General features: G+C 35.3%; 25 protein-coding genes, 7 tRNA genes and 1 pseudogene. 16 read left to right on the forward strand and 17 right to left on the reverse strand.

Going from position 1 to position 24,944, the window contains the following annotated elements:
* Positions 1–294 precede the first annotated feature (294 nt).
* From ACN6NE_RS28240 to ACN6NE_RS28260, 5 genes are all read left to right on the forward strand, one after another.
* Positions 295–996, forward strand: coding sequence for a helix-turn-helix domain-containing protein (locus ACN6NE_RS28240; RefSeq protein WP_129709734.1), 702 nt, complete (start codon positions 295–297; stop codon positions 994–996).
* 572 nt (positions 997–1,568) lie between these two features.
* Positions 1,569–2,870, forward strand: a complete 1,302-nt coding sequence (locus ACN6NE_RS28245) for a replication protein (protein ID WP_474328629.1) — start codon at positions 1,569–1,571, stop codon at positions 2,868–2,870.
* 108 nt (positions 2,871–2,978) lie between these two features.
* Positions 2,979–3,767 (forward strand): ParB N-terminal domain-containing protein, encoded by a 789-nt coding sequence (locus ACN6NE_RS28250; protein ID WP_474328631.1) that lies wholly within the window; start codon positions 2,979–2,981, stop codon positions 3,765–3,767.
* A gap of 390 nt (positions 3,768–4,157) precedes the next feature.
* The gene (locus ACN6NE_RS28255) at positions 4,158–4,631 is read left to right on the forward strand and encodes a MerR family transcriptional regulator (protein WP_165351713.1); all 474 of its coding nucleotides are present in this window, start codon (positions 4,158–4,160) and stop codon (positions 4,629–4,631) included.
* Positions 4,632–4,974: 343 nt separating this feature from the next.
* Positions 4,975–5,196 (forward strand): helix-turn-helix domain-containing protein, encoded by a 222-nt coding sequence (locus tag ACN6NE_RS28260; protein WP_129707770.1) that lies wholly within the window; start codon positions 4,975–4,977, stop codon positions 5,194–5,196.
* 112 nt (positions 5,197–5,308) lie between these two features.
* Here ACN6NE_RS28260 and ACN6NE_RS28265 read toward each other — a convergent pair whose 3' ends face one another.
* Positions 5,309–6,862, reverse strand: a complete 1,554-nt coding sequence (locus tag ACN6NE_RS28265; protein WP_474328633.1) for a DUF4365 domain-containing protein — start codon at positions 6,860–6,862, stop codon at positions 5,309–5,311.
* Between the two features lie 456 nt (positions 6,863–7,318).
* Between ACN6NE_RS28265 and ACN6NE_RS28270 the strand changes: the two genes are divergently transcribed.
* From ACN6NE_RS28270 to ACN6NE_RS28285, 4 genes and pseudogenes are all read left to right on the forward strand, one after another.
* Positions 7,319–7,525, forward strand: a complete 207-nt coding sequence (locus ACN6NE_RS28270; RefSeq protein ID WP_240702648.1) for a helix-turn-helix transcriptional regulator — start codon at positions 7,319–7,321, stop codon at positions 7,523–7,525.
* A gap of 477 nt (positions 7,526–8,002) precedes the next feature.
* Positions 8,003–8,116 (forward strand): annotated as a pseudogene (locus tag ACN6NE_RS28275) (HU family DNA-binding protein); the annotation flags it as partial.
* A gap of 417 nt (positions 8,117–8,533) precedes the next feature.
* Entirely contained in the window at positions 8,534–8,689 is a 156-nt protein-coding gene (locus ACN6NE_RS28280; RefSeq protein WP_474328635.1) for a hypothetical protein, read from the forward strand.
* Between the two features lie 249 nt (positions 8,690–8,938).
* Positions 8,939–9,139, forward strand: a complete 201-nt coding sequence (locus ACN6NE_RS28285; RefSeq protein ID WP_474328637.1) for a cold-shock protein — start codon at positions 8,939–8,941, stop codon at positions 9,137–9,139.
* Between the two features lie 85 nt (positions 9,140–9,224).
* Here ACN6NE_RS28285 and ACN6NE_RS28290 read toward each other — a convergent pair whose 3' ends face one another.
* The 13 genes from ACN6NE_RS28290 to ACN6NE_RS28350 form a co-directional block, all read right to left on the reverse strand.
* Positions 9,225–9,395, reverse strand: coding sequence for a hypothetical protein (locus ACN6NE_RS28290; protein ID WP_474328639.1), 171 nt, complete (start codon positions 9,393–9,395; stop codon positions 9,225–9,227).
* Positions 9,396–11,639: 2,244 nt separating this feature from the next.
* On the reverse strand, positions 11,640–12,335 hold the full coding sequence (locus ACN6NE_RS28295; RefSeq protein ID WP_474328641.1) for a hypothetical protein: 696 nt from the start codon (positions 12,333–12,335) through the stop codon (positions 11,640–11,642).
* A complete protein-coding gene (locus ACN6NE_RS28300) occupies positions 12,332–12,733 on the reverse strand; it encodes a hypothetical protein (RefSeq protein ID WP_474328642.1) in 402 nt (133 codons plus the stop codon). Before ACN6NE_RS28300 ends, ACN6NE_RS28295 begins: the two co-directional genes overlap by 4 nt.
* Positions 12,730–13,464 (reverse strand): FtsK/SpoIIIE domain-containing protein, encoded by a 735-nt coding sequence (locus ACN6NE_RS28305; protein WP_474328644.1) that lies wholly within the window; start codon positions 13,462–13,464, stop codon positions 12,730–12,732. The genes ACN6NE_RS28300 and ACN6NE_RS28305 overlap by 4 nt, the downstream gene beginning before the upstream one ends.
* A gap of 12 nt (positions 13,465–13,476) precedes the next feature.
* Positions 13,477–13,776: a hypothetical protein gene (locus ACN6NE_RS28310; RefSeq protein WP_474328646.1), complete on the reverse strand. Its 300-nt coding sequence runs from the start codon at positions 13,774–13,776 to the stop codon at positions 13,477–13,479.
* Positions 13,777–14,311: 535 nt separating this feature from the next.
* Positions 14,312–14,383: transfer RNA gene (locus tag ACN6NE_RS28315), tRNA-Gln, on the reverse strand.
* Between the two features lie 7 nt (positions 14,384–14,390).
* Positions 14,391–14,467, reverse strand: a tRNA-Met gene (locus ACN6NE_RS28320).
* 18 nt (positions 14,468–14,485) lie between these two features.
* A tRNA-Ser gene (locus ACN6NE_RS28325) sits at positions 14,486–14,578 on the reverse strand.
* A 15-nt stretch (positions 14,579–14,593) separates the two neighbouring features.
* Positions 14,594–14,670, reverse strand: a tRNA-Ile gene (locus tag ACN6NE_RS28330).
* Between the two features lie 23 nt (positions 14,671–14,693).
* Positions 14,694–14,767: transfer RNA gene (locus tag ACN6NE_RS28335), tRNA-Cys, on the reverse strand.
* 8 nt (positions 14,768–14,775) lie between these two features.
* Positions 14,776–14,850, reverse strand: a tRNA-Gly gene (locus tag ACN6NE_RS28340).
* A gap of 19 nt (positions 14,851–14,869) precedes the next feature.
* Positions 14,870–14,951: transfer RNA gene (locus ACN6NE_RS28345), tRNA-Leu, on the reverse strand.
* 341 nt (positions 14,952–15,292) lie between these two features.
* On the reverse strand, positions 15,293–15,475 hold the full coding sequence (locus ACN6NE_RS28350) for a hypothetical protein (RefSeq protein ID WP_129710658.1): 183 nt from the start codon (positions 15,473–15,475) through the stop codon (positions 15,293–15,295).
* Positions 15,476–16,077: 602 nt separating this feature from the next.
* Here ACN6NE_RS28350 and ACN6NE_RS28355 point away from each other — a divergent pair.
* Positions 16,078–16,299: a hypothetical protein gene (locus tag ACN6NE_RS28355; protein WP_129710659.1), complete on the forward strand. Its 222-nt coding sequence runs from the start codon at positions 16,078–16,080 to the stop codon at positions 16,297–16,299.
* A 149-nt stretch (positions 16,300–16,448) separates the two neighbouring features.
* On the forward strand, positions 16,449–16,619 hold the full coding sequence (locus tag ACN6NE_RS28360; protein WP_165351770.1) for a hypothetical protein: 171 nt from the start codon (positions 16,449–16,451) through the stop codon (positions 16,617–16,619).
* Positions 16,620–16,850: 231 nt separating this feature from the next.
* On the opposite strand, the gene ACN6NE_RS28365 is transcribed toward ACN6NE_RS28360, so the two are convergent.
* Positions 16,851–18,110: a cytochrome P450 gene (locus ACN6NE_RS28365; protein ID WP_474328649.1), complete on the reverse strand. Its 1,260-nt coding sequence runs from the start codon at positions 18,108–18,110 to the stop codon at positions 16,851–16,853.
* 379 nt (positions 18,111–18,489) lie between these two features.
* On the opposite strand from ACN6NE_RS28365, the gene ACN6NE_RS28370 reads away from it, so the two are divergent.
* Positions 18,490–18,666 (forward strand): hypothetical protein, encoded by a 177-nt coding sequence (locus tag ACN6NE_RS28370; protein ID WP_165351771.1) that lies wholly within the window; start codon positions 18,490–18,492, stop codon positions 18,664–18,666.
* A 129-nt stretch (positions 18,667–18,795) separates the two neighbouring features.
* On the opposite strand, the gene ACN6NE_RS28375 is transcribed toward ACN6NE_RS28370, so the two are convergent.
* Positions 18,796–18,972 carry a DUF8096 family protein gene (locus ACN6NE_RS28375; RefSeq protein ID WP_474328780.1) on the reverse strand — a complete coding sequence of 59 codons (177 nt, stop codon included), beginning with the start codon at positions 18,970–18,972 and terminating at the stop codon, positions 18,796–18,798.
* Positions 18,973–19,321: 349 nt separating this feature from the next.
* Between ACN6NE_RS28375 and ACN6NE_RS28380 the strand changes: the two genes are divergently transcribed.
* Positions 19,322–20,788 (forward strand): serine hydrolase domain-containing protein, encoded by a 1,467-nt coding sequence (locus ACN6NE_RS28380; protein ID WP_474328651.1) that lies wholly within the window; start codon positions 19,322–19,324, stop codon positions 20,786–20,788.
* Between the two features lie 72 nt (positions 20,789–20,860).
* Here ACN6NE_RS28380 and ACN6NE_RS28385 read toward each other — a convergent pair whose 3' ends face one another.
* On the reverse strand, positions 20,861–21,739 hold the full coding sequence (locus tag ACN6NE_RS28385; RefSeq protein ID WP_474328653.1) for a LysR family transcriptional regulator: 879 nt from the start codon (positions 21,737–21,739) through the stop codon (positions 20,861–20,863).
* 108 nt (positions 21,740–21,847) lie between these two features.
* On the opposite strand from ACN6NE_RS28385, the gene ACN6NE_RS28390 reads away from it, so the two are divergent.
* The 3 genes from ACN6NE_RS28390 to ACN6NE_RS28400 all read left to right on the forward strand — a co-directional run bounded on the left by ACN6NE_RS28390 (position 21,848) and on the right by ACN6NE_RS28400 (position 24,932).
* The gene (locus tag ACN6NE_RS28390; protein WP_474328655.1) at positions 21,848–23,029 is read left to right on the forward strand and encodes an MFS transporter; all 1,182 of its coding nucleotides are present in this window, start codon (positions 21,848–21,850) and stop codon (positions 23,027–23,029) included.
* A 76-nt stretch (positions 23,030–23,105) separates the two neighbouring features.
* Complete coding sequence (locus ACN6NE_RS28395; protein ID WP_098622546.1) at positions 23,106–23,384, forward strand: ArsR/SmtB family transcription factor; 279 nt, start codon at positions 23,106–23,108, stop codon at positions 23,382–23,384.
* Between the two features lie 366 nt (positions 23,385–23,750).
* On the forward strand, positions 23,751–24,932 hold the full coding sequence (locus ACN6NE_RS28400) for an MFS transporter (protein WP_474328782.1): 1,182 nt from the start codon (positions 23,751–23,753) through the stop codon (positions 24,930–24,932).
* Positions 24,933–24,944 lie beyond the last annotated feature (12 nt).

The following is a 24,944-nucleotide window of genomic DNA, read 5'->3' on the forward strand; positions in this document are numbered from 1 at the left end:
CCTAAACTTAACAGTTACTTACTACAGATTCATAGTCAGATTCCATCTCTTTAGTCTCCTTAAACCTAAACTTAACAGTTACTTACTACAGATTCATAGTCAGATTCCATCTCTTTAGTCTCCTTAAGAACTTTGTTATAATAAACTTTGAATTGCCTATTCTATTAAAAATAACAAAAGAAGCTGTAAATCTAACACAAAATCCATCATTAAATCTCTCAAAATTTAATGTCAGTTCTGTTATAATAACAACAAATTTATTGTTATTATAATTGAGAAGAGGAGGGGGTTAATTTGAAACAAACTGAGGAAGAATTCAAATTAAGTGAAGTAATAAAACTTACTGGGCTTTCTGATCAAACAATTCGAAGATATCAAGAGGACTTTAATATTCAAGGAATTCGGACTCAAGGTGGTCATCGTCGTTTCAAAAGAGAAGAGATTGATATGTTACTTGAAGCTAAGAGATTAAAAGAAGAACATAGTTACTCTATTAAGCAAATCCGTTCACATTTTAATGGAGAAACAACATCGGAGATGTTAGAAAAAAATGAACCTATGAAAACAGTTTTTGAGAAGAAAATAGTGAATTTAGAAGAACAATTAGCAGAGGCAACTGAAAAAATTGATTCTATGGTTCAAGTTTTAACAACATTTATGAAACAAAGTGGACAAACAAATCAAACAATTTTATCTCAATTTCAAGATGTACTAAAGGCGCTCCCTGAAACATCTACCACTACAAACAACCAAAGAATCTTGGAAAAAGAGCAACGTCTAAACGAATTGAAAATTAGAAACAAATTAAAAAAAGAAGCAATTGAAGAATGGGGTATGTTACCCGAAGAGGAACGGACTACAACTGTGAAAACTGGTCTGTTTAGTTTTAAAAGGGAAGAAAATCATAATAAAAAACGTGCTTTCATCGAAGATTATATAAGTGAACACTTAGTAGACCGACTTGAAAGAGAGTATGATATAAAACAAAATCAATGATTAACCTAATTTTAGTGAAATATAAAAAATGAAAGAGGCATTGCCCTTAGTTAATTCAGCTTAACTAAGGGCAATGCCTCTTTTAAGTAATGTCAGTTAGGAAATCCCTTTTATTGAAACTAAAAATTACACTTTTGCATACTGATTGAGAGTAGAGGGAAAGATTTTTTTCATTTAAATAATAAATAATTTTTAAATTATTTATTATTTAAATGAAAAAGCTTAGCCTAAAATACTCGTTTTTATATATTTTGCTAATTTTTATTGAATTATGAGACTAGTTAACGCTATAATAAAACTAACAAAAAGGACCGGAATAGAAAAAAGACTTCAACTGTTTAAGAAGTGCTGTCAACACTCTTAAACCGTTCACCCTATTTACGGTAGGGAAAACACTTGTCGAAGTCTCTTGTTAATAGATTTAGTTTTTCTATAAAATAAAACTTATGTTTTTATTTTATATGAAATTGACATCTATTTCAAGGGCTTAGTTCATCAAAATCAAGGCATTGTTTTCCTTTTTCCAGGGAAACAGTGTCTTTTTTGTGTTCCTTAAAGGAGACGATGAACAAATGACAAAGATATTAACCTGCTATTTAAAAGATGTAGACACCTTCAATGGACGGTTCAAATGGTTATGGACCCACAAGTCCACCCTTCGGAAAAAGAAAGAAGAGTTTTTAGAAAGTCTTCGTACCCACTTTAAACAACAACAATCTGCTATACATAAAGAATTTCCTAAAAAGAGAATGGAAATGCTCGATCATGTCATCTATAACCTAGTGGCTACGGGCATTCAAGCGATCCGTTCTGAAACGCTTATGAAAAAATTTAATGTTTCCAAAAGTACGGTTTCTCGTTTTGTACGCTCGTTAAAAGCGACTCCGTTTGTACTTGTGGCACGTTACATTAAAGAAGATGCAACAGGTACTCATCCTGATAGTTATGTATTTATCCTTAAAAGCCATAAGAACTTTCATCACATTTGCGACGAAATCTTTTTTGCTCATGATACAACAGGTATACAAACGCTTCAGCAAGAAGAAATGACCACTCCTGTGACACGTCCTGTGACGCATCCAGAAAGTGATGAAAACGTTGATACACCAAGCTTAGAGGCCGATAAATCACCTGATGCCTTTATTAACCTTGATTTACCTGTAAATCATATAAATAATCATTTAATATCTGTTTCACAGTCATTCACTTATATCAAAGGTGTGCCTAAGAAAGTCAATCAAGTCTATGCAGGTAAATATGGTCATCAACTACAAGACTTTTATGCTCGTATTCAAAATGCTGCAAAAGCCGTAAAACGAGATACAGAGATTAAGATTGAGAAAGAGCAAGTACATGAGATTGCGTATTCAACCATTGTTGGATTAGATAAATATGTGCATGAAGCCAATCAACAAGGCAACCCTTTATCCCTACGGGATATGTGTCGATTAATCTATCAAATTGCGAAAAATCAATTCTACGAATTGGTAAACCCTAAAGGGCAGGATTATTCATCAGTATACGCACATCAACAAGAAGTTATACATAACGAAAGCAAAGAAACAACATTAGCTGCACCAAAACATATTATCCGTAAAGAAATGGTTCCTGATTGGTTAAAAGCTGAACAGGACCAAGAAAAGGGTACCCAAAAGGAAGAAGTGTCTTTGGATAAACAGCTTGAAATGATTCAGTTAAAGCAAGATTTAGGACAAGAGCTAACACCAGAAGAAGAGGACTTGCTAGAGGAGCACAGCTCCACGTATAGCTTGTTGGAGATAACTCAGGTAAAACATGACTTAGGACAAGCTTTAACGCCAGAGGAACAAGAATGTTTGCGTCAACATAACCAGTTAAAAGACACAGCTTCCTAATCAAAAAACTAGAAATCTCTTAGAAGCTGATGTTTTAATAGATTATGTTTATTTAGAACTGTGTTCTAAATAAACAACAACTAAAAATCTACGCAGGAGGAGACTATTATGCCACATAAAATTACCTTAACCGGATCAGCCACAGGACCACTACGAGAATATGATCGCTACGTTGCCTTTGATATGCGTGAAAAAGGGTCACCATCTGCGCCTAAAGGATTAAAGAAGAGTACCTTTATTTCGTATACGGTGTTTGTTGCGAAGAAAGCATTTAATAAAACGGGACTAACAAAAAAGAGTATTATGCATGAAAAAATCTTAATTCAAGGGGAACCAACTTTAGATATTCCGATTGATGAATGCCCTGGTGAGGTAGGGGTGATCTGTTTCCAAATTACCGTTCTACCGAATAAAAACGACAAAGAGAAGAATGAGTCGGATGCGAAAAAAGAACCTAAACAAGAAGCTTCTGCGCCTTCTCAAGCACAAAAGAACTCGGAATCTACTAAACAGGAAGAAGAACAAGCAGCTGTTTCTCAACCTGTAGCAAAAGAACAGAAGAAGGAAACTGAAATGATACAGCCAGAAGCAAAAAAGACACCTGTTCAAGAGAAAAAGGCTGCGTCATCAAAGAAGGAACTACCGAATCAACCTAAAGGAACACAGGATCTCATGAACTTCGATGATATCATCGTACCTGAAGAGTTCTTAAAGACACGCCCAAACGCTGAAAAAACGCAAAAGGTTATCGATTTTGTGAAGCGTACAGGGCGCTTAGATGAGCCGTTGACGATTGAAAAAGGGTCAAAGATCTTAAAAGATGGATACCGTCGTTATGTTGTGGCCAAAACGGTGAAAATGGATCAAGTTCCTGTTGTCTATGAATATCAAAAGTAAATAAAGTGAAAGTGGAGTGATGTAGAGGGAGAATATCCTGACTCAAGATAAAAAAGAGAAACCTAATATCGAGGACTTGGATTATTCCATGGCTATGAGAATACTAGTCTGTGAATTATTAACAATAAAACATGAATTGAAAAAATGCGAACGAAGATGAAAAGTGGTTACAGAAGGAAGCTAAAGCAGAAGAGACCATTGCAAGGAGGAAGTATGGCACCTATTTAATTCATGAAATAAATAGGTGAACGTACTATCCTACCTTCAACTCAAACTGTTCCTTGATACATTAACGAAAAAATGACAAAACACCAAATATGTTCCTCTTATTATTTGAAGGTTTTTATGTATATACCTAGAATAGTTCTCTTGATAGGAGGAGGTGATCATATGTTGAGAGTCATAACCGCAGAAGCAGCATATACCACCGAAGAATTAGCCGATATACTTGGTTTGCCTATAGCAACTATACGAAAATACAACTTCCATTTTGCCAAAATCGGTGTGCAGTTTACTAAAAACCAAGGTAGATTAGCTTATACAAATGACGACGTTACCATCTTTCATGAACTAAAAAAAATGTATGCCCATCCCGAAATGACCTTAGAAAAAGCCGTTATAACCGTTGCAAAAAAATTCAACTTAGTTCCAGATACTCCGAGTCCCATTTCTAACAAAAAACAAACCCTTACCTTAGAACCACTCGAAGCACAGATGAAAGAGATACAAAGCTATATCGATGCAAAATTTGAAGAACGCGAACGTCAATTAATTTCAATGGCTCGCGAAATTCGGGCGTTAAAAAAAGCTCAACAACAAAAGAGGAGTTTTTATAAGTGGTTAAAAACCTTTTTTGAAAAATGATTTGCTAGAATGGTGTTATCTATTTATCTAATATTTACACAAAAAAATCTTTTCCTCTACCTACAGGAAAAGGTTTTTTTGTGTAAAGTTCAATTTCAAAGAATATCTATAACAAAGACCGCCCATTATGTATCAGTGTATAAGGCGGTCTTAACTGTATTCATGCTATATGATTATGACAAAAATATCGACATTATTCTAACTCTGCATAAGCAATATTTATATACTTTTTGTTTTGTAGTTTATTATATGTTGTAGATTAAGATTTTTGCCTGTTTTTTTATACAAAAATGTATAGTTTTCTTTAAATGCGTCCATCCTTTATAAAAAGGAGTGTGTTAGTATGCCTAAAATAACCAAAAAAAGTAAATTAGGAAAATACCTAATAGGCAAGGGCTATACTCAAACCAAATTAGTGAAAGCAACTAATTTAAATAGACATACAGTCAGTAAAATTTATAATGATTCAAATTATATCCCATCAGGATCGACCATAAAAAAAGTAATGAATATCTTAAAAAAACTTGATTCAAAGGTTAAAGTAGAGGACTTTTTTAATTTATAAGCCCTATCATAGGCAAATAGGGCTTATTTATTGTACTAAGGACAAAAGCTTTTTAAAAAGGAGCTTTTACAAAAGTTTACTAGCAATCTATATACAGAAGAAAATGAACATACTACTCTAAGTTTTGATAAAAACGGTAGATTGGGAATTCCATGATTTCTTCTTTTTCCTCACCAGGAAGAGTAGCAAATATTCTCTTCGCTTTTACTTTATTTTTCAACAAAACTTCACATGCAAAACATATTGTTTGCTCTTTATTCATTTCTGCTCTTGCTTTTATGTCGTAAAGATCATTTTGTTCATCTTCGGATAATTCATGGCCTTGTGTGAGTTTAATGAGATAAATATTAACCTTTGCAATATCATCTTCTGGAAACTCAGCTAAGTATCGTTGGTTTAGATTAAGAGCGAGTTCTAAATAATTATCATCCAGGGTTTTATCATAAAAATCTATATAGCCTAAAGAACTAGTAATTGTCAAGTCAGCTTGTATATCATGATGTTCATCGGCAAAAGACAATTTTACTATTTCGAAATCAAAGTTTGTATCTTTCACCATTTCTTCAATTTTCCGAGAAGCGAAAATGCTTACTTTTTGGTCATAATTTTCCTTATTATCAGGTAACATAACAGGCTCAACATTATCCTGCCCATGGTTACTAGCTACATCTGTTATAGACGAATCTCTCCCCGTTATTTTTAATGCTTCTTCACTATAAAGGTTAAGGAAACATCCGTCTGTATACACTAATGCTAGTTTCACATATTTGGAAAGTTCAATATTGATTATCTCCGGTTTTTCTAGTTTTTCTTGATGAATATTTAATAAGCTATATTGTTTATTTTTAAAGATATTGATTATAGCATTGAATAGGGAAGGTAAATCTTCTTTATCATGAAATATATAATCTTCATTTATTCCAATTTGAGTGCAAATATCTATCAGTTCTTTGTAAGATTCAATCTCTTCCTCAATTTGTTGAAGGTGTCCCCTTACATTTAATGTTCCACCAGATAACTGTAAGGATTGAAAAGGAAACTTATTGCGCTGTATGTAATAGTTTAATAATCGTAAACATTTCATATAGGAACCAAGACTTTTTACTCTTTCTAGATGGAATAGACCAGATTTCTTTCTCCTATCAAAATCCAATGTTAAAGTATCTTCTATAACGACCTTGAATCCTTTCTCTGTTTTAATGATTTGGTAAGTAACAAGGGTGGATTCACTGTTCATATAAACCACTTCTTTTTTTCTAATTTTTAACTCATCTGACTTAGCTTTCTCCACTGGTAACCTAATACCGTCGTCTGGGATACCATATACGTGGATCATCCCTTCAAATAAATTAAAATCTTCCTTTTGCATGTCAACAAAATCTACTTTGTAAGGAGTAGATCCTTTTTTTTCGGATACTTCAATAAAACGCTTTTGCTGTTTGTCTACATCTTCTACAAATGTGTGACATAAAGGCTCTAAATCTTCCTTTTTCAATTTTTTAAAATCGAGGGAAATAGACTTCTTTACACTTGAATTAAGATGAGATAAGAGGGATTTCACTTCTAGTGGGGCTAATATTCGATAATACGCTAGTTGTTCAACAATTGTTGTATCAGTTTCTAAATCTTTTGCAGCAAACTTTTTTTGGATTTCTGTTGTAACCATTCAATTCTCTCCTTCTTCATGATGAACATTTAAGTCTGTTAAAAACTCACCGAATCTTAGTATAGCAATAATAGAACAGAATTCGTAAGGTAAATTAAAACCACTAGTTTTGTTTCTATGTCGCTTCTTGTTCAATAAAATAGTCTTATTATCGAACAAAAAAATCCTGTTATCTACAGGATTTTTAATCAAATTTTATTATAAATAATGCAAGTCCAAACTAAATAATAAAAGGGCACTTTCCCTGCCGGGAAAGCACCCCATGTAGAACTCGTAAGGACTTTTATTATAACATGGGTTGCCCTTAAAAAATAGGAGGGTCTTATCATGGATCAAAATGAAAAACTACTAATGGGTATTGAAAATATCTTACGCGTAGCTTCTGATTTAGATGATGAAGTTGCTCGGCCGGAGAGTGTAGAAGAAGGATGAAAAGTCTTGAAAGAGAAAGTATTTATGAAACAACTAACTAAGGCAAAACAAGAAGCCTTTGCTCTGGCTATTGATGGTCATTCTATTTTAGAAATACAAGACATTCTCCATAAAGGAGAGTGCACGATTAAGAATCAAAGAAGAAATATCTTAAAGATGTTGAATACACCATCTATGACGGAAGCTGTTCAACAGTTTCATAATTTGCATCAAGAGCCCTCACAAAACTAATACGTACTTCTTAACTATAGGATAGCTTTAAAGGCTATAAGTGCAGGATTAAGCCTGCTTTTGATACGAGATATATCATTTTCTATACATAAATGTTTCGTAACTGGTGAAACATTTATGTGAATGATTTATATCCTAATTGAACACACTATTGAAAAGATGGAGAGATGTTCATTCTCAATTCTTCATTGTGTACTATGAATAGTCTAAAAGAAAAATCTACTGTTCAGGAGCAGTAGGTTTTTCTATTTTAAGTTGTATATGCTATACAACCTTAGTTAACATAATGGATTTTATCGGTAAGAAGAGTTCCCTACGTAAAGGTTTTTGTTGTTTTTATATTCATCAACTGAAAAAAGGTATTTACCTACTTATATCTAATCTTATAAAAGACCAAATTCATAAAAGCTAGGTTATTCCCCTAATATAAATGTAATTGCTTAAACAAATGAAATGAAGTGTTTGACTATGAATGAAATGAAACTAATCACAGCCATTGCAATAGAAGCAGATTTAACACAGAGGAACTCTACAAAAGCTGTGAATGTAGTATTCAGAATAATTACTGCAGAACGTGCCAAAGAAGAAAAAATCCAATTAATTAGCTTCCGTATATTTGAAGTTCGAAAGCGTACAAAACGAACAGGTCACATTTTCAAACGGGTGATACAACGCTGATTCCTGTTTCAAGAATAGCCTCCTCTAAGGCAGGAAAGGAATTAAAATAAGATGTTAAATAACCTCGCGTAACTACAATGGATAGAAAAGTTCTAGGATTATTCCAAATAGCTTTTTCTTATCACATACATAGAAAAGAAAGGTTCCTTGTTTTGATTTTCAGAAAGTGATATAAGTTTATAAATTAAATATTTATTTGCCTTTGCTGCTGGATATATGCTCTGCCCCTTCAATCTAATCCTTTCATAACGATACGATTATACCATTTCAAAGACTTTTTTCAGTTTACGTAATATCTTTTATAAATACATTCAAGGGGGAGCAAATCGAATGTCACAAGAAATTGAATTATTGAATAAGGGAATTCATTTATGTAAAGAAATTATAGATTTATTAGAAAAAAGAGAGGATAGGAATGTAGGTTTTAAACAAATAGTTACAAAAAATGATTTCTCCCCATTACCTTTGGAATATGAGAAAAAATGATTTCTATTAAATAACCTACATCATAGATGTACTGAACGACAGTCTTACTTTGTTTTCTTTATTTACAAAAAAATTCAGATTATGCATATAGTCATTTCCTAATAATCTTTTAGGGGAGTTAGTAATGATAAAGAACCTTAGAAAGATCCATTTAATTTAAGTTTAAGGTGCCTTTATTGGGATAATATAATAAATAAGCTAGGTTTAATCATAATCTGGTTTATTTTCTATATTGTAGGAGGCAACAAAATGGAACATGGTAAAGTGAAATGGTTTAATGCTGACAAAGGTTTTGGATTTATCGAGCGTGAAGATGGGGAAGATGTGTTTGTTCACTTCTCAGCTATTCAAGGGGAAGGTTTTAAATCCTTAGATGAAGGTCAAGATGTGACTTTTGATATCGAACAAGGGCAACGTGGCCCACAAGCGACAAACGTACGTAAAGCATAAAAACCATAGTAAAAACAGACTCTTTCCTCAGAGTCTGTTTTTATTTTAAAAGTTCTTTTTACCAAAACTTATTCAATAGTAATTGTTATCCACGTTTCATTAATTCTTCTTCAAAGTAAAAAGTACTTGGGTATTTATCGACTGGATAAGAGTATCTTTTCATGTTTTTTACATAATGACTTTTTAAGGTTGTAATTAATTCATTAGATACTCTTATAATTACTATTTCTCCATTATTAAATATATTTTTGCTCATATCCTCCTTGTCCTCCCTAATACCAGAAATAATAAAACTTTTATTTTCAATTGCCTTCGGACATAATTTAAATCTCCTAAGTTGAGATTAAAAAATAAGGTAAATAAGCGAGTGAGGGAGGGAAGAGAATCTTTTGATAATAATTAGGAGAGGGAAATTTCAAGAAAAGAAACTGTTAAGAGACAAAAAGTTTCAACGAACCTTTCGTTATAAGTTGGTAATTGTAATGTATATTAAACCCACTACAATATATAAAAGTATAAAACTTACAAAACATCCATATGATCGTTCATTCTTAGTTCGTTTATTCATTATGTTACTCCTTGCGCTATGTACTAAAGATTACATTATATACTTATATATGGAATGTTTGCAAAAAAATTAAAAGGTTATCTTATTATACCACTAATGTAAAATAATCGAATTGTATGTTGTGAAAAAATATTATTGCGATAGCTCATTTAGAAAAGAATTAATTAGATGGCTAAAACCAAGAAAAAGTCTTTTGAGGGAGAGATAAAAATGGAAATCATGGTCGGTCAAATCACAGAATTACATCGAATATACTTAACATCATCCTAAATAAAAAATATCTCAAAAGGGCTAAGCAAGCCAATGTAACAACAGGAGTGGGTTTCAAACGAATCGGTTATTAAAACAACACTCTTGTAGGAGCTTCTAAAGCTCTCATAAAGAAATCAAGAGGAGTAATGAGTTAGTCTATAGGAGTTGAAAAAGCATTAAAAAAAGTAAAAGAAGAGACCTATGAGAGTATGAAATCGGTGAAGGTTGAAAGTTCGGTGAATTTATAAAAATCGCCCTTATTGGTTACAGCTTAATGGGAGATTCCAATGAATCAATTCCAACACCATAGTCGGGCTTGTGACTTATAACGACCTAGCTTTCGGTTGCTTCCATATAGGGGTAAATAAAAAAGACGCTCTGCCAGGAGCATCTGTGTGATAAAAAAGAATTTGTTACAAGGTAGTCTCATTATACACTACAAATTGTGAAATTAAACTAGGAATCTCTTCCCAGTAAATCTAACGCAAAGGATTTAACCGCATCCTTTAACACATTTGTTTCTTTTTTCTTCTCCGTAGTATCCTCTCATATAATCTATACGAATTAACTGTATGAAAGTTTCACACACAATGTCTAGTGAACAAGGGCAACTTTATTAAAAATACGATATAGAAGGTTTTATAATCCAGGGAAGAATCATAGAATGAAATTACTTTTTAAATACAATGAGGTAAATAAATCGTTCAATATTTTTATTATCTTCTAGCTAACTTTTGAAGTTCACTATATATTATATTATTTATTGCACAAACTACTCAAGAGGCTGAAAAGCTTCAACCCTTCGTTAAACGATTGTATCAAAAAGAAACTACCTCAGTATTGAGGTGGTTTCTTCTCTTTTTACGCTGTATATACTATACATCTTTAGTTAATATAATCACTCTTAAAGGAACCAAGCTAGCGAAAGAACCCTTATAGATAAGGGTTCTCAGAAGGGTTTTTTATTGGATATACAGTTTCTTATACATCTTGGATAGGACTGATTTTTCTCGTTCACCAGTCGAGAGGATAATGTATAAAAAAACTACCTTTTATACATATGCCAGTGCACCTAACCATTAGTCCTTATGGCAAAAATGTGCTATTGTTTACTTGCGGTTATATTTTGGTACTTTATAATTAGCATTCCATATAAAAAGCTATCTGGCTTATTGCTGAGGTATTTTTTTATATGGAAGTAAAGGTACAAAAATACCTTTACTTTATTATCCAAATTATTTATAATTTACAAGTCGATTAGTAAGTTAATCACCACTTACTAAAAAGCGATCGCTTTCTCATGCTAGGCCAATGCGGTGAGAAAGCGATTGTTTTTTATTTATAAAGAAACACCCTTATCCTCGTGCAATATCTCTCCCACCCGTTTACTAAAAGTGTCAATTCGTCAACCTATTTAACAATAAATGTATTATCCTTCTATTTCAACACCCAATATAAAATAAAGGTGGGGTATCGTTAATAATGCGTACTTAAAGGGTTGAAACCCAGGGAAAAGGGTTTGAATAGTCATTTTCTTTTTGTAATCTCCATAAAAAATATAGAAAATTTTACATAAATTTGGTATTATTTAATTGCTGTAACATTCACATTTCAACGAGTGTGAAATTAGAAAAACTGCCTCATTCCCTGTGTTGAGGCAGCTTTTTATGTTATTTGTGATTACGTGAGATTAATTTTAATTTCACCAGACGACGCTGGGGTTCTTGGTCTTCCTTCTTTTTGGTGTTTCCCAGAACTTTTATACTTCTCCATTAATTCATGAATGCTTCCCACTTGTATAAGGCGGATGTGGTCAGAAGATACGGCGTACCGAACAGGTGTAATCAAAATGACGGAAGGGAAGAGTGCTGGTCGATCTTCTGGCTGCCAATGTAATGCTTTCCACTCATCTGAAAAGAACAACTCCTCGTATAAATTAATCTTATCCTGCATTTTCTGCTCCGAATATTGATTTCTTTGAATTTCAATCCAAAAAGGGGACCCTTTAAAGATACAAAACAAATCTGGTTCGATGCCTCCTTTTCGTCCAGTAGGTTTATCCTCCACAATGACCTGTTTAGGCGCGCTATACGTCCACATTTGTTTATAGACATCTAGAATCGAAAGGAAATGTAGTATTTTCTGCGAGTTCTTTTTAATTTTGGCATCTACAGGTAAGTAGACCGTAGGAGAATACTGCTGTGTGCGTTCAATTAGTCCTAACCGATATAAACGTACCATCACGCTATTACATGCATTTACGGGCGATTTAAGCTGTTTAAAGAATAGGTCAACTAATGAGTCTCGATCCACAGCTCTAAACTGGTTAATAAACGCTATGATGTCTTTATCACGTTGAGATAAACGGAAACTCATCGCTGCTCCTCCTTCTCTAATAACCCAAAGATGGACTGTGATACTACTTCTAGTTCTGGTTCAGGATCTTTCACGAGCGTTTTATAAGGCGAAAGTATTTCCTTACAAGCTCCTTCATCTAAGAAATAAGCTTGAAACTCTTTGACCTCATCAATTTTAATTTTCATGCGCCCCCTAGCTGCAGCATCAATTTCTTCTGCGCCAATTACTCCGGCTACTTTCGCATTTATTGCATCGGCCTGCCTTCCAGAGATCCGAACCCGTAAGTTTGCTTTTAGTGCTGAATTCAACAAATCAGCGTCAGGACGCTGCATCGCGATAATAGTGTGAACACCCAGGGCACGGCCTTGACTCGCAAACTGTTGAATCATCTCTACGAGATCCGTTTCTCTCTTCACGATGGAATTTCATCAATTACCACAACGATACGAGGTAGCTTAAAAGGAAGCCTGCTGATATGTGTGACGCCATGCTCTAACAATAAATCGCCTCTTCGATACATTTCAGCTCGTAATAAAGCAAAAGGTTTTCTCATCTCCTTGGCCTCAAAGCAAAGCGCATCCACATGCTCAATCCCATGAAACAGCCCTAAATCAGCTCGTTTGAGATCGACTAACACTAAGCGTAAGTCTTTAGGGGAGGTGTACTTTATCCAGGTTGTGAGGATCACACGCATGAGACTGCTTTTTCCAGCTCCAATTTCGCCAGAAATCAGTAACGTTTCTAAATCCGCAAAATCCCATGAAACAGGGTTTCCATAGATATCTTGACCAATGCATACCGGAAGCTCCATTTTCTCAATATGAGGATGAATGACTTTATAATTATAATGGAGCATCTTAGGTAGGCTTTTGTGATGAACGGTAATACTAAAGTTCTTTAAGCTGCCGTTTATTTCAATATTGCTGCCTAATACTTGTCGTAAGGCCCATCTTTTTTTATTTAGAAGTTCAGGATCAATGCCATTCAGTAAGGAAAAAGCATACCGAGTGTAGGTGATCTGATGATCGATCCGATGGATCTTCGGAAATTGATAGGAGGTACGATCCCCACGCTTTATGACCCGATAAATCTCTGCTGTACGAAACGCCTTAATCAACTGGCCACGCAATTTGAGTTTCTCAAACATCAACATTCCTCCTTAAAACATAAAGGTCGCAAAAAAGTAAAATAAGGCCCCATAAAAGGTGACAGGCAGGATAAACCGCATCACTTTCGCAAACTGGTCAGAGAGATCGATGACACCCCATCGTTCTAATATTCGTTCGATAATAGCGATTCCTAAGACAATGCCTCCTATGGTCAGAATAGTGGGGTCAAGCATGGCTAATGGACTAAATGGGACAAAGGAATAAGCCTTGAAGGGACGAGATCTCGTGAGAGGTGGTTTGTGAGGTGGAGGAAAGATTTTTGGAAAGGTAACTCCTTTTGTTCTTCTCATGCTGGTACCTTCTTTCAATCATTTTATTTTTGGGCCTTTTACGTTCCTGTTATTTCAGCTCAACGCATCCTGTCGCCCCCTTCGCCTCTTCGGCTCAGCTCCCTTACAGGTTCCATGAAGGGCGTCATTACGCACATAGAGCTTGTATTAACGCGGTAGCGATATTGAACTAGATACTAAGTAGATAATGAAGTTAAGATTCTTTAGATACTATGTAGCTACTGCAGTAAGCTTGCCTGTCCAATCGAAAAATAAAAAAGAACCCTTACCGCAGTAGGTAAGGGGTAGCTGATTATGTAAGAAGTAATGGGTTTTTATATGTTAGGGGTTGGCCTAATGGCTTATCTTTTTCATGAAATGGACAAGAGATAAAAATATGCTCGATTAACAAAGTAGAAGTTAATAAGGATCAGGAGCAATATCATAATGAATCGTATGTTGCAAATTGTATAAAGAGTAAAATGAAATCGAAATATATACAAAAAAGCTCTACCACTTAAAAATGGTAGAGCCTTTTCTTAGTTAACATGAATGACTGGGCTAGCTGGATTCGAACCAACGAATGACGGAGTCAAAGTCCGTTGCCTTACCACTTGGCTATAGCCCAATAAAAATGGTTGCGGGGACAGGATTTGAACCTGCGACCTTCGGGTTATGAGCCCGACGAGCTACCAGACTGCTCCACCCCGCGATAATAATAAAGATATAATGGAAGAGGAAGAGGGATTCGAACCCCCGCGGGCTTTGACACCCCTGTCGGTTTTCAAGACCGATCCCTTCAGCCAGACTTGGGTATTCCTCCGTATTTCAGGTTCAATGGTGGACCTTGTAGGACTCGAACCTACGACCGGACGGTTATGAGCCGTCTGCTCTAACCAGCTGAGCTAAAGGTCCTTTCTAAGTTCTCGATTAGAATGTGGAGGCGGCAACCGGATTTGAACCGGTGATAAAGGTTTTGCAGACCTTGGCCTTACCACTTGGCTATGCCGCCAATAATTATGGAGCGGAAGACGAGGTTCGAACTCGCGACCCCCACCTTGGCAAGGTGGTGTTCTACCACTGAACTACTTCCGCACATATATGAAATGAAAAATGCGGGTGAAGGGACTTGAACCCCCACGTCATAAGACACTAGATCCTAAGTCTAGCGCGTCTGCCAATTCCGCCACACCCGCGTGTGAAAATGGTGCTAGCAATTAAGTGATTCATTTTGGTTTTACTAGCTACAAAAACTATCTTACTTCATAATTTCGTGGAAGTCAACATCTATGAAATTAACTATTTTTGGTATTTAAATATTGTTTTCTAATGCAAATAATATTTAAATTAAAAACTAACGGAATTCCTAAAGAATTGCTACTTTATGCTGTTAATCTAAATGCCTATTTGAAAAAACAGGGATATAAAGTATTAAGAGTAAGTGGTAACAGTATTGTAAGTTGCATCTCTCAAGTATTAGAGCAAGATTAAACTAAGAAAGAGAAGGCTAATGCCTTCTCTTGATTGGAATTTTATTTTATAGACCGCCTCTACACTGTCCACTATTTTTAGAAGCTCTTTCTTTCTTGGCTTTATCCTTATGGATTTTATTTGCTGCAGCACTTCCGAATTCATGGCTGAACTCAGAATTAATTACTGCTGAATCAAAACCTTTTTTATTTTTTTGATCAGCATCGTTCTTTTTTGTACGTTTTGCCATTTACCTAACACCCCTTTTAAAAGTTCGTGCCTATTTAGTATAGGATAAAAAAAACACTTTATGAGAGGCAGTACTCACTAAAACCTCCTTATTTATACAGCTTGTAAAAAATATCTGTTCTTCTTGTTAGAGTAAGTAATAACAAAAAATGATATAGGTAAGTTTAATCCGTATTTATCTGTTCAACCTTAATTAAAATCATGTCTCTCATCGGTAGAAATCCAAAAAAGTTACCTTCTTAATAAAGGGACCTTTTAAGAAGGATTAATATTTAAAAATATGAGCAAAAAATTCAAAAGATAATCAGAAGTTTATCTTGGAGTTATGCAGATGTGCAGAAACGAATAAATAATTAGTCGTTACGTATACAATGGAACAACATGACTTGCTTGACGAGAAATACTATCTGGAACATGTAAGAGTCTTACTATGACTTTTAATGGTGGTGCTAGGGCTAAAAATTGTTAAGATGGTTCTGAACTAATGGGTTGCGATAATAGACAAAGCTTTATATCAACTTTACAGAATGTTAGTGATTCACACATACTACCTGTTATTTTATATGCATAAAGTCACACAATATAATTGGGAGGTGTATTAGCATGGAAATAAATAATTCAAATGAACAAATTGAACAATCAACTGTAGTTGAACCTAGAGTATTAACTTCATTTGTAGCATATTGTACTTCTTGTGCACCACATTGGAGGTCTAGATGTTATGCAACTAGAACAGAAGCTCAATCCTTAGCAGATGCACATAATTATGCAAACCATGGTGGAAGTATTGGGGCATCGGTAACTCAACATGTAGGGAATTGTTAAACCTAACAATTAGGAACATTAATAAGCGATGGTCCCTTTTAGTAAATAGAACTAACTGAACATTTATTTTAGCACTGATTTTTACTTCTTTATCTTTCCTCATACTTCTTATATTTCAATTCAAATAATATATGTAGGAAGTGACTGTTATGTCAGATCAAGCTCCTGAAAAAGAGAAAATACCAAGTAAGAATGGTAATTCTCGAATTGCAGAAAGAGGTAACGAAATATCCGAAACTACACCTAATGAATTAGATAAAAAAACCATTCTAAACAATATAGATAATAGCGCAATGTTTAATCTTAATGATGATGAATGATTCACATAGAAAAATCCTCTACCCTTTATAAATAGCAGGTAAAAGCTATACTAAGTATTAGTAGATCCACTACTCGAACAAATGAGGTAAAACAAGAACATATGCATCTTACAAAAATAGTGTTCTACAGGTTAGAATGCCTAAACTAGCAAAAGATAACACGAAAAAAATTGATGTGGATTTTCATTAAAAAAGTAAAAGGAGCCAAAAGTGGCTCCTCTTTTTATTAAATTAAAGCGTTTTTTTAATACTTTTAATCATGATTTTACTATGAGGAATAGAGGGCATATCGACCATGCTAAAACTTAAATCTTGGTCAGGAATCTCATACTCTATTCGATGTACTAGATAATCAAGACTCACTTTCATGACTTCAAGAGTGACCCACTCACCTGCACAACGATGTCCCATAAAGTAATCACCACCACCCTGTGGAATGAAACTGAATGGGCTTCCTTCCCATCCTGTAAACCGATCAGGATTGAATACATCAGGATTGTCCCAAATCTTAGGATCGTGATTTGTACCGTAAAGATCTAGCAAAGTTAATGTACCTTTCTCAAATTTGTAGTTATTCCAAGTGAAATCCTTTTTTACCAATGCCGTGACAAACGGGAAAAATGGATAAAAGCGACGAACTTCCTGTATAAATATATGTGCATACTCTTTATCTCTAGATTTAAGTTTTTCCTTCTCCTCAGGAAAATGGTGTAATGACAGGGTAATAAAATTAATAAAGATAGAAATCGCTACAATTGGTCTCAAGATGTTTATTACTTCTACGGCAGCAGTATTAGTGTCCAGAAGATTCCCTTCTAAATCACGATACTGCGCAAATCTGTATAATATGGTATTAGGGGAGACATTCGTATTTTCACTACGAACCTCATCAATTAGTTCTCCCATCCACTTTTCCACTCGATTTCGCGCATTTCTCCCGAGCCAATGGTTTGGACCGATTGTAGCTGGCGATTCAAACATCGCTCCCAAATCTTTTGTCAGTTCCCTAATTTCTTTTTCTTGTACCGGTACACCAGCCCATTCACAGGCTATCCTGCACATAATTTCCTTTGCTTCTTTATAGAGAATAACCTCATCCATCTGTATCCATTTATCTATAGCTATCTCCCACTGCTTTTTTGTAATGTTGATTAGGCTTTTAATTCCATCAGGCGACATAATCGACATAAACATTTCCTTACGATGTTTATGAGCCTCTCCGTCTAAAGCCTGAACACCATTCTTGCCAAACAATGTTTGGACGAGTCGATTTGGTGCTGCGTCTTTTCTTTGGAACTTTTCAGTGTCATAAAAAACTTCTGCTGCTTCCTTTCCTCCCATACAGATTGCTTTCTTTCCAAGCAATCGGGTCTCAAAAATATCAGAATTAAAACTCTGACGTCTGTTTAATATATACCTATATCCTTCTCTTATAAGGCTCAAACTGTGATCTATTCCTTCTTCTCGAGGTATTTTATTTGTATTCCACATACCCTTCATCTCCATTCTGCACGAGTAATGGTCTTAGATTATGTTAAGTATTTCCTATCTATCCTCGAAAGACCTTAATCCTCCATACCCCAATTAAGATAAAGTATACCTTTAAAGAGGAACAGTAGTTTTTCTGTTTTTAAGATGGATATCATATGAATTTTTAAATTAGATAATAATGATTAGATTATCTAATTTTCCAGGTTGTATACTATGTTACTAACGCTTAAATTAACAGATAATTTTAAATTATGAGTATAATAAAGGTGAAATGATGGTATAGTGGGAGATAAAACTACCTTATGAGTTATAAGTGAGGAGGTTTTATCTTCCTTTTTTATTATATGTTTTTAAAATAAATAAGAGTAGGAGGATTCATATGAATAATATTATTGATCTTTATCAATTCCGCAGACATAAAAAAATCAAGAAGGTTCTCCGTTTCATTGCATTAATTGCGATAAGTATTATATTGATTATGTTTATTTATATATTACTTGTAATAGACACACATCATCCTTCTGAGTTTCCTTCTTACATTGAGCCTAAACCATAATATCTGAATGCTCTTAACCTCCTCACTTCAACTCAAACACCTATTAGTAAAACTTAATAAAAACAGATATAGGCCCCTTTGAGTTCTTAAGGGACCAGATACTATATATTGAAACTACACATTTTTATTTTATATACTCTTCTTCATTCCGCATTCTCTACATTCACGTAAGAAAACGCCACCTTTTACAGAACTTTTGAAGTAAGCTGAGTTGCAGTTATCGCACCGGCCACTAACCTTATCCGGAAATTCAGTATAGTCATACACTTTATCAAGATCGATTTCTTGCTCCTTTATTTCTTCCAGGTTGATCACTCTTTTCTATTATCTATAAGATAAAAGTTACTGTTACTTAATGTATAAAAATAATTTTATAATATTTTTTTACAAATAAATATTTCTTATTTATCATTTAATATTTTTGTTTGAACGTTTGTTTGTATAGAAAGGTGTGTCTTAAGATATATAACTGAAAATCATCTTTTACTCTTTAACTTATAACTAAAAAAATTTCTGAATTTTATATCAAATTACTTTTAAAAGGTTAAATTATCCATTCATCTTTTATATACTGAAAATAGGAAGCTACTCGACGTATATAGGGGAGCGATCCATACAATATTTTGTATACGGTGTATACATGGAGTGTGAGGTCTTGTTCGAAACATTTATAAAACTCAGGAAAATTAATCCTTTGTCGATTCATTCTAAAATTAAAATTAAACGTAGATTATTGTTGCTTGCTATCGTAATCGTGTTGGCATTATCCACTTGCTTAGGAGTTGTGCTTTATCAACCGTTGATGGTTGCTTCGGGTTTTGCCAGCAAGGAAATCTGTTCTGGAGCGTTTGTATCGGGTCTTAATCCCAATCGAGTTTACACGGATATGGTCAAGCCCCAAGGTGCTATTAAGTATATTAGTCGTTTAATTCGCTTCAACGTTAACCGTGAGAAACACGAAGTAACAACGACAATTGCGGGACTTTACAAAACTCAGGCGGTGTACGGTGAGGGAATAGGTTGCATGTTGGTTCATAAACCTGAGGATGTAAATCTGGCTGCAACCCCTGATTTTAATTCCCCTTTTGGCCCTTTGAATTCACAGGCTCCCGAGATAGCTGGGTCCGAAGTTGTTGAGCCTAGGAACGAGCAACTGCGCGCCGCACTCGACCGAGCTTTTGCAGATCATGAGCAACCACCCTATATCCGCACCCAAGCAATCGTCGTGGTCAAAGACGGTAAGGTCGTTGCCGAGCGTTATGCTCCTGGCATAGGAATGAATACTCAATTGTTGGGATTTTCGGCGACCAAATCGGTAACCAACGCACTTATTGGCATTTTGGTCAAAGAAGGAAAACTGAATGTCGATCAATCTGCACCAATTTCAGCATGGCAAAATAAACAGGATCCGCGCCACAAGATCACGATAGATCAATTGTTACGCCAAACAAGTGGTCTCGCTCTTAAACAGACTAGTTCAGGCTTTGATCCTGCATCTAGAATGATCTTTATGGAACGAGACATGGCGGGTTTCGCTGAGAATACAAAACTAGTTGCTACGCCTGGAAGCCAATGGGCTTACACCGACGGCAATTATATCCTTCTCTCACGCATCATCCGCGACACCGTTGGTGGTCGGGCCTCGGATGTACGACAGTTTGCGCAGCGTCAACTTTTTGGACCGATTGGTATGAAAAAGTTGACGCTGGAGTTTGATGCGACCGGCACTCCAAACGGTGCAATGTCTATGTTAGCAACAGCACGTGATTGGGCTCGTTTTGGGCTCTTGTACCTTAATGATGGTATAGCAGGCACTGATCGCATCCTGCCGAATGGATGGGTTAAATACTCGTCCTCACAGACACTTAATACCGGATATGGAGCTGGATTTTGGATTAACCGTGCAACTAGTGGCAACGCGCCGTATGGTCTTCCATGGGGGATGCCGGATGTGCCGCGTGATGCATTTTTCGCCATGGGTAATATGGGACAGCATGTTGTAATCGTTCCATCACAGCACTTAGTCGTGGTACGATTGGGCCTGTCACATCATCCAGACGGTCTTATCGCTGGTGCCGACCATCTGGTTGCCGATGTGATTTCAGCGCTTGAAAATGACTAACAGCCGTAAAATATTAGTTGGATTATAGGACTATCCCGCAAAGGATGTCCTATAAATTTGCTGTTTTAGAATTTAAACATCTTTGTTAGCAAAAAGAGTAAGAGCTGTTTGAATAAAGGCATCTGTTGCTTTGGATATATCTTTAATATCTAGCACTGCTATATTGATATCTCTGAACGTATCTGGTTTTAATTCACGAAAAACGACTTGGTCTGGCAACGACCAAATATTTTTTTTAGTTGTAATGGTAATTCCTAACCCTTCTTGTATCATACTTAATCCTGTCTCTATATAATCCATTTCAAACCGTACTTTAGGAGTCAAGTTATACTCTTTGAATAAAGCATGAACCTGTACCTCATAACCCCCTTTTCCAATTAGTAGATCTTCACCTTGTAAGTCGGGAATACCTATTGTTTCTTTCTGATATAAAGGATGGCTTGAGTGCATAAGTACAATCAGTTGATCTTTCATTAAAGGTACGGTATCGAAATCTTTATCAGGAGGAATAATAATTCCTACATCAATGCATTTAGAACGTAACCACTCTTTAACTTGATCTACACTCCCTTCCGAAAGTTTGATTTCTAGACCAGGATATTGATTCTCCATTGCACGTATGATTTTAGGAATAAATCTAGTACAAGCAGTTCGGTAAGCTCCAATGTGTACCTTCCCAATTTCTAACCCTTGTTCAGCTGCAACTAATTCATCTACTTTTTGTAATTCACTCAGAACCTTTCTGAAAATAACTAATACACGCTCTCCTACATCTGTAAAAAATAACCCATTTTTCTTATCTCTTTCAATTAACTTTGTTCCTAGTTGCGATTCAATTGTTGCTACGGTACGACTTACCGCAGGTTGTGTCATATGTAGCTCTTCCCCAGCTTTTGTAAAACTTCCTGTTTCTGATATTCGAACAATAAGTTCAATTTGCGATTTGTTCATAACTATTTTGTTATCTCCCATATAATTAATATGCATTTCATTTATGTTAGAACCTAATGTACCATGAGAAAGAATTAAACTTCAAGAAATTAATCGGAGGTAATTAGAGTGATCAACCGCAATAAATTATTTCTATTTGCACTCATACTAGCAGCATTTAATCTTAGGCCTGGTATAACTTCAGTTAGTCCAGTTTTGCACGGAGTAACAAAGGAATTAGGTATGAGTTCTGCTTCGGCTAGTCTACTTACATCTATTCCTTTATTATGTTTTGGTTTTTGTTCGTTATTCGCTGGTCGTCTAGCAAATCGCTATCAATCAGAGAAAACAATCACATTCTTTATCGCTTTTATAGGTATTGTAACGTTTTTGCGTGTCTTTACAAATTCGTCAATCTATCTATTGATAACGGCTTTATTGATTGGCGCGGGAATTGGGATTGTAAGTCCTTTACTCTCTGGTTTCATTAAAAGTCACTTTCCGGAGAAGGCAGCATCCATGATAGGTATATATTCTACTTCAATGGTAGTGGGAGCATCCATTTCTATTGGGCTAACGACACCACTTCAACACTGGCTCAATAATTCATGGAAAAACGGATTAGCATTCTGGAGTATTCTTGCTCTATTCGCTGTTCCACTTTGGTTTATGGTAATTAAACATTCTCATACACATACAGCAGCACAAAAAAGAAATGCCTCCTTACCATTAAAAAATAAAAAGGCGTGGTTATTGACCTCTTTTGTAGGGCTTGTAACTCTTATGTTTTATTGTTTTGCAGCTTGGCTACCAGCCATCGTAGAGGAAAAAGGATGGACGTCAGCATTTGGTGGTCTTGTAGGTACAATAGCTATGATTGCACAGTTGCCAGCTACTCTTTTATTGCCTAGTCTCTTGAGGGTGCTACCAAGTAGAAGACTTTGGATTACAATCTTTACCCTCAGTGTAATGACTGGCTTATCCCTTTTATGTTTTACAAACGTGACACCTATTGTTTCAAGTATATGTTTAGGGGTTGGTAGTGGTGGTCTTGTCTCGCTAACTTTATTATTACCAATAGATAAGGCATCGTCCCCTATGGAAGCAAGTACTTGGTCAGCAATGACTCAAGCAATTGGATATATGATTGGTGCAGTGGGCCCATTTATAATCGGCTTTCTTCATGATTGTCTAGGAAGCTTCGTTCCGACATTATATCTTCTTATACTTTTAGGTTTCATTGTTATGTTATTGGGATGGAAAATCACTAAGCCAGCTCATGCTAAAGAAGAGGGGTTATCTGTGAAATAAACCTATTCTTGCAACTATAAGGTTAGCTTGTACTCATATGATGTGTCTAATTGATTCAGGAAAGGAGGTGATAACAATGGAGGATAACTCGAAGTTACAGCAGGCGACAAAAATATATAAAGCACTCGGTGAACCAACCCGATTAAAAATTGCTCGTTTGCTTGCTAATGAAGCAAATTTATGTTGTTCGGATATTGGGATAAAACTTGAATCAATTGCTGGATCAACTTTATCCCATCACTTAAAACAATTAACTGATTGCGGACTTCTGAGTACTTATAAAGAAGGCACATATATATACTACAGCCTAGACCGTGAGTTGATTGGAAAGTATGCTCCATATGTGATGGAGTAATTTCTCTTATTTCTATATTTCTGTACTTATAGAAATATAGAAATAAGAGGTATGATCTTTCTTGTCTGGATTATGGCTAAGTTGCTTGATAGGTATCCTCATCTAAATTCTGAGTATATCCATTACTAGTACTTTAGACAAAAAGGCTAAAGCAAATCACCTATCGTTATCATAAGCGCGTTAAATTCATGGTATGTCACCTTTATAAAATATTTTTTAAGAAACTGTAAAGGTCACTTTGTCTATGTACAAAAATCAGCTCTTTACAGTTAATTTTTCAAACGCTCGGTTAATTTATGAACTTAAATCTATATTTCCGGAAATACAGAAATACAAAAACGAAAGGTGTGATTTATTTTGTCAAATATGTGGAAAATTTATTTGTTAGCTATCATTAGTTTTCTTAATGGTACATCAGAATATGTTATTGCCGGAATCTTAGACAGAATTGCTGAGGCCAATAACATTTCAGCTTCATCTGCAGGACAGCTAATTACTGTGTTCTCAATAGCTTTTGGTGCAGGGACACCTTTTCTAATTGCTATGACTGCTCGACTGGAACGAAAAAAACTTCTTGTCTATGCTTTAACCGTTTTTTCTGTCATTAATATTCTTATTGCGATTATAACAGGTTATGAAATGCTAATGGCAGCTAGAATCATCTCTGCCCTTAGTGCCGGCATTATTCAAGTTACGCTTCTAACCCTTGCTGCAGTTTTAGCAGCTCCAGGAAAGCAGGGAGGTGCGATTGCTACAGTTGTTATGGGGAATAGTACTGCTTTGGTTGTAGGGGTACCTATAGGAAGAGTTGTGGCTTCGCATTATGATTGGAATGTAATATTCATTGGGCTTGGTGTAGTAGGATTACTTTTATCCGCCTTAACGTTATTTACTATACCAAAAACAGTTGCTGAAGAACCTGTACCTTTGCGTGAGCAGTTTAAATTTCTTATGAAACCACGTATCTCAGCATACTTGCTCATCACGTTTCTATGGTTAGGTTCATATTCCGTTGTATTTACGTACATTTCACCGTATTTCTTAAATACATTCGGAATGAGCAATCAAGGGGTAACTACAGCTCTCTTTATATTTGGTATTGCTAGCGCTATTGGATCCAAATTAGGAGGTTTTAGTACAGATAAGTGGGGATCATTCCGCACATTAACTGGAGGAATTTTACTCCATGCTATTGCACTATTGCTATTCCCGTTTATCGGTCAATTTGCTTTTCTTTTCTATGTATTGCTTATTTTCTGGGCGCTTTCAGCTTGGTCTTCCGGCACGCCAATACAATTTCAGCTTATAAACCTTGCTCCTGCTGCAGCAAGTATTGTGCTTAGCTTACACAGTGCTTCTGGACAACTTGGAATGGCAGCTGGAGCTGGTATTGGTGGTATTGCTGTCAAAAATGGTTTGTTGAATTATATTCCTTGGATTGGGGCTTTTGCCCTTGCCATTTCTGTCGTAGTAATTGTTGGTGACAACGTTCTATCTAAACGAAAACAGAATAAAGAGACTCAGAGCAATCTTTGTATAGAAAAATAAAAATCTACTATC

The organism is Priestia sp. 53B2 (genome assembly GCF_056099005.1).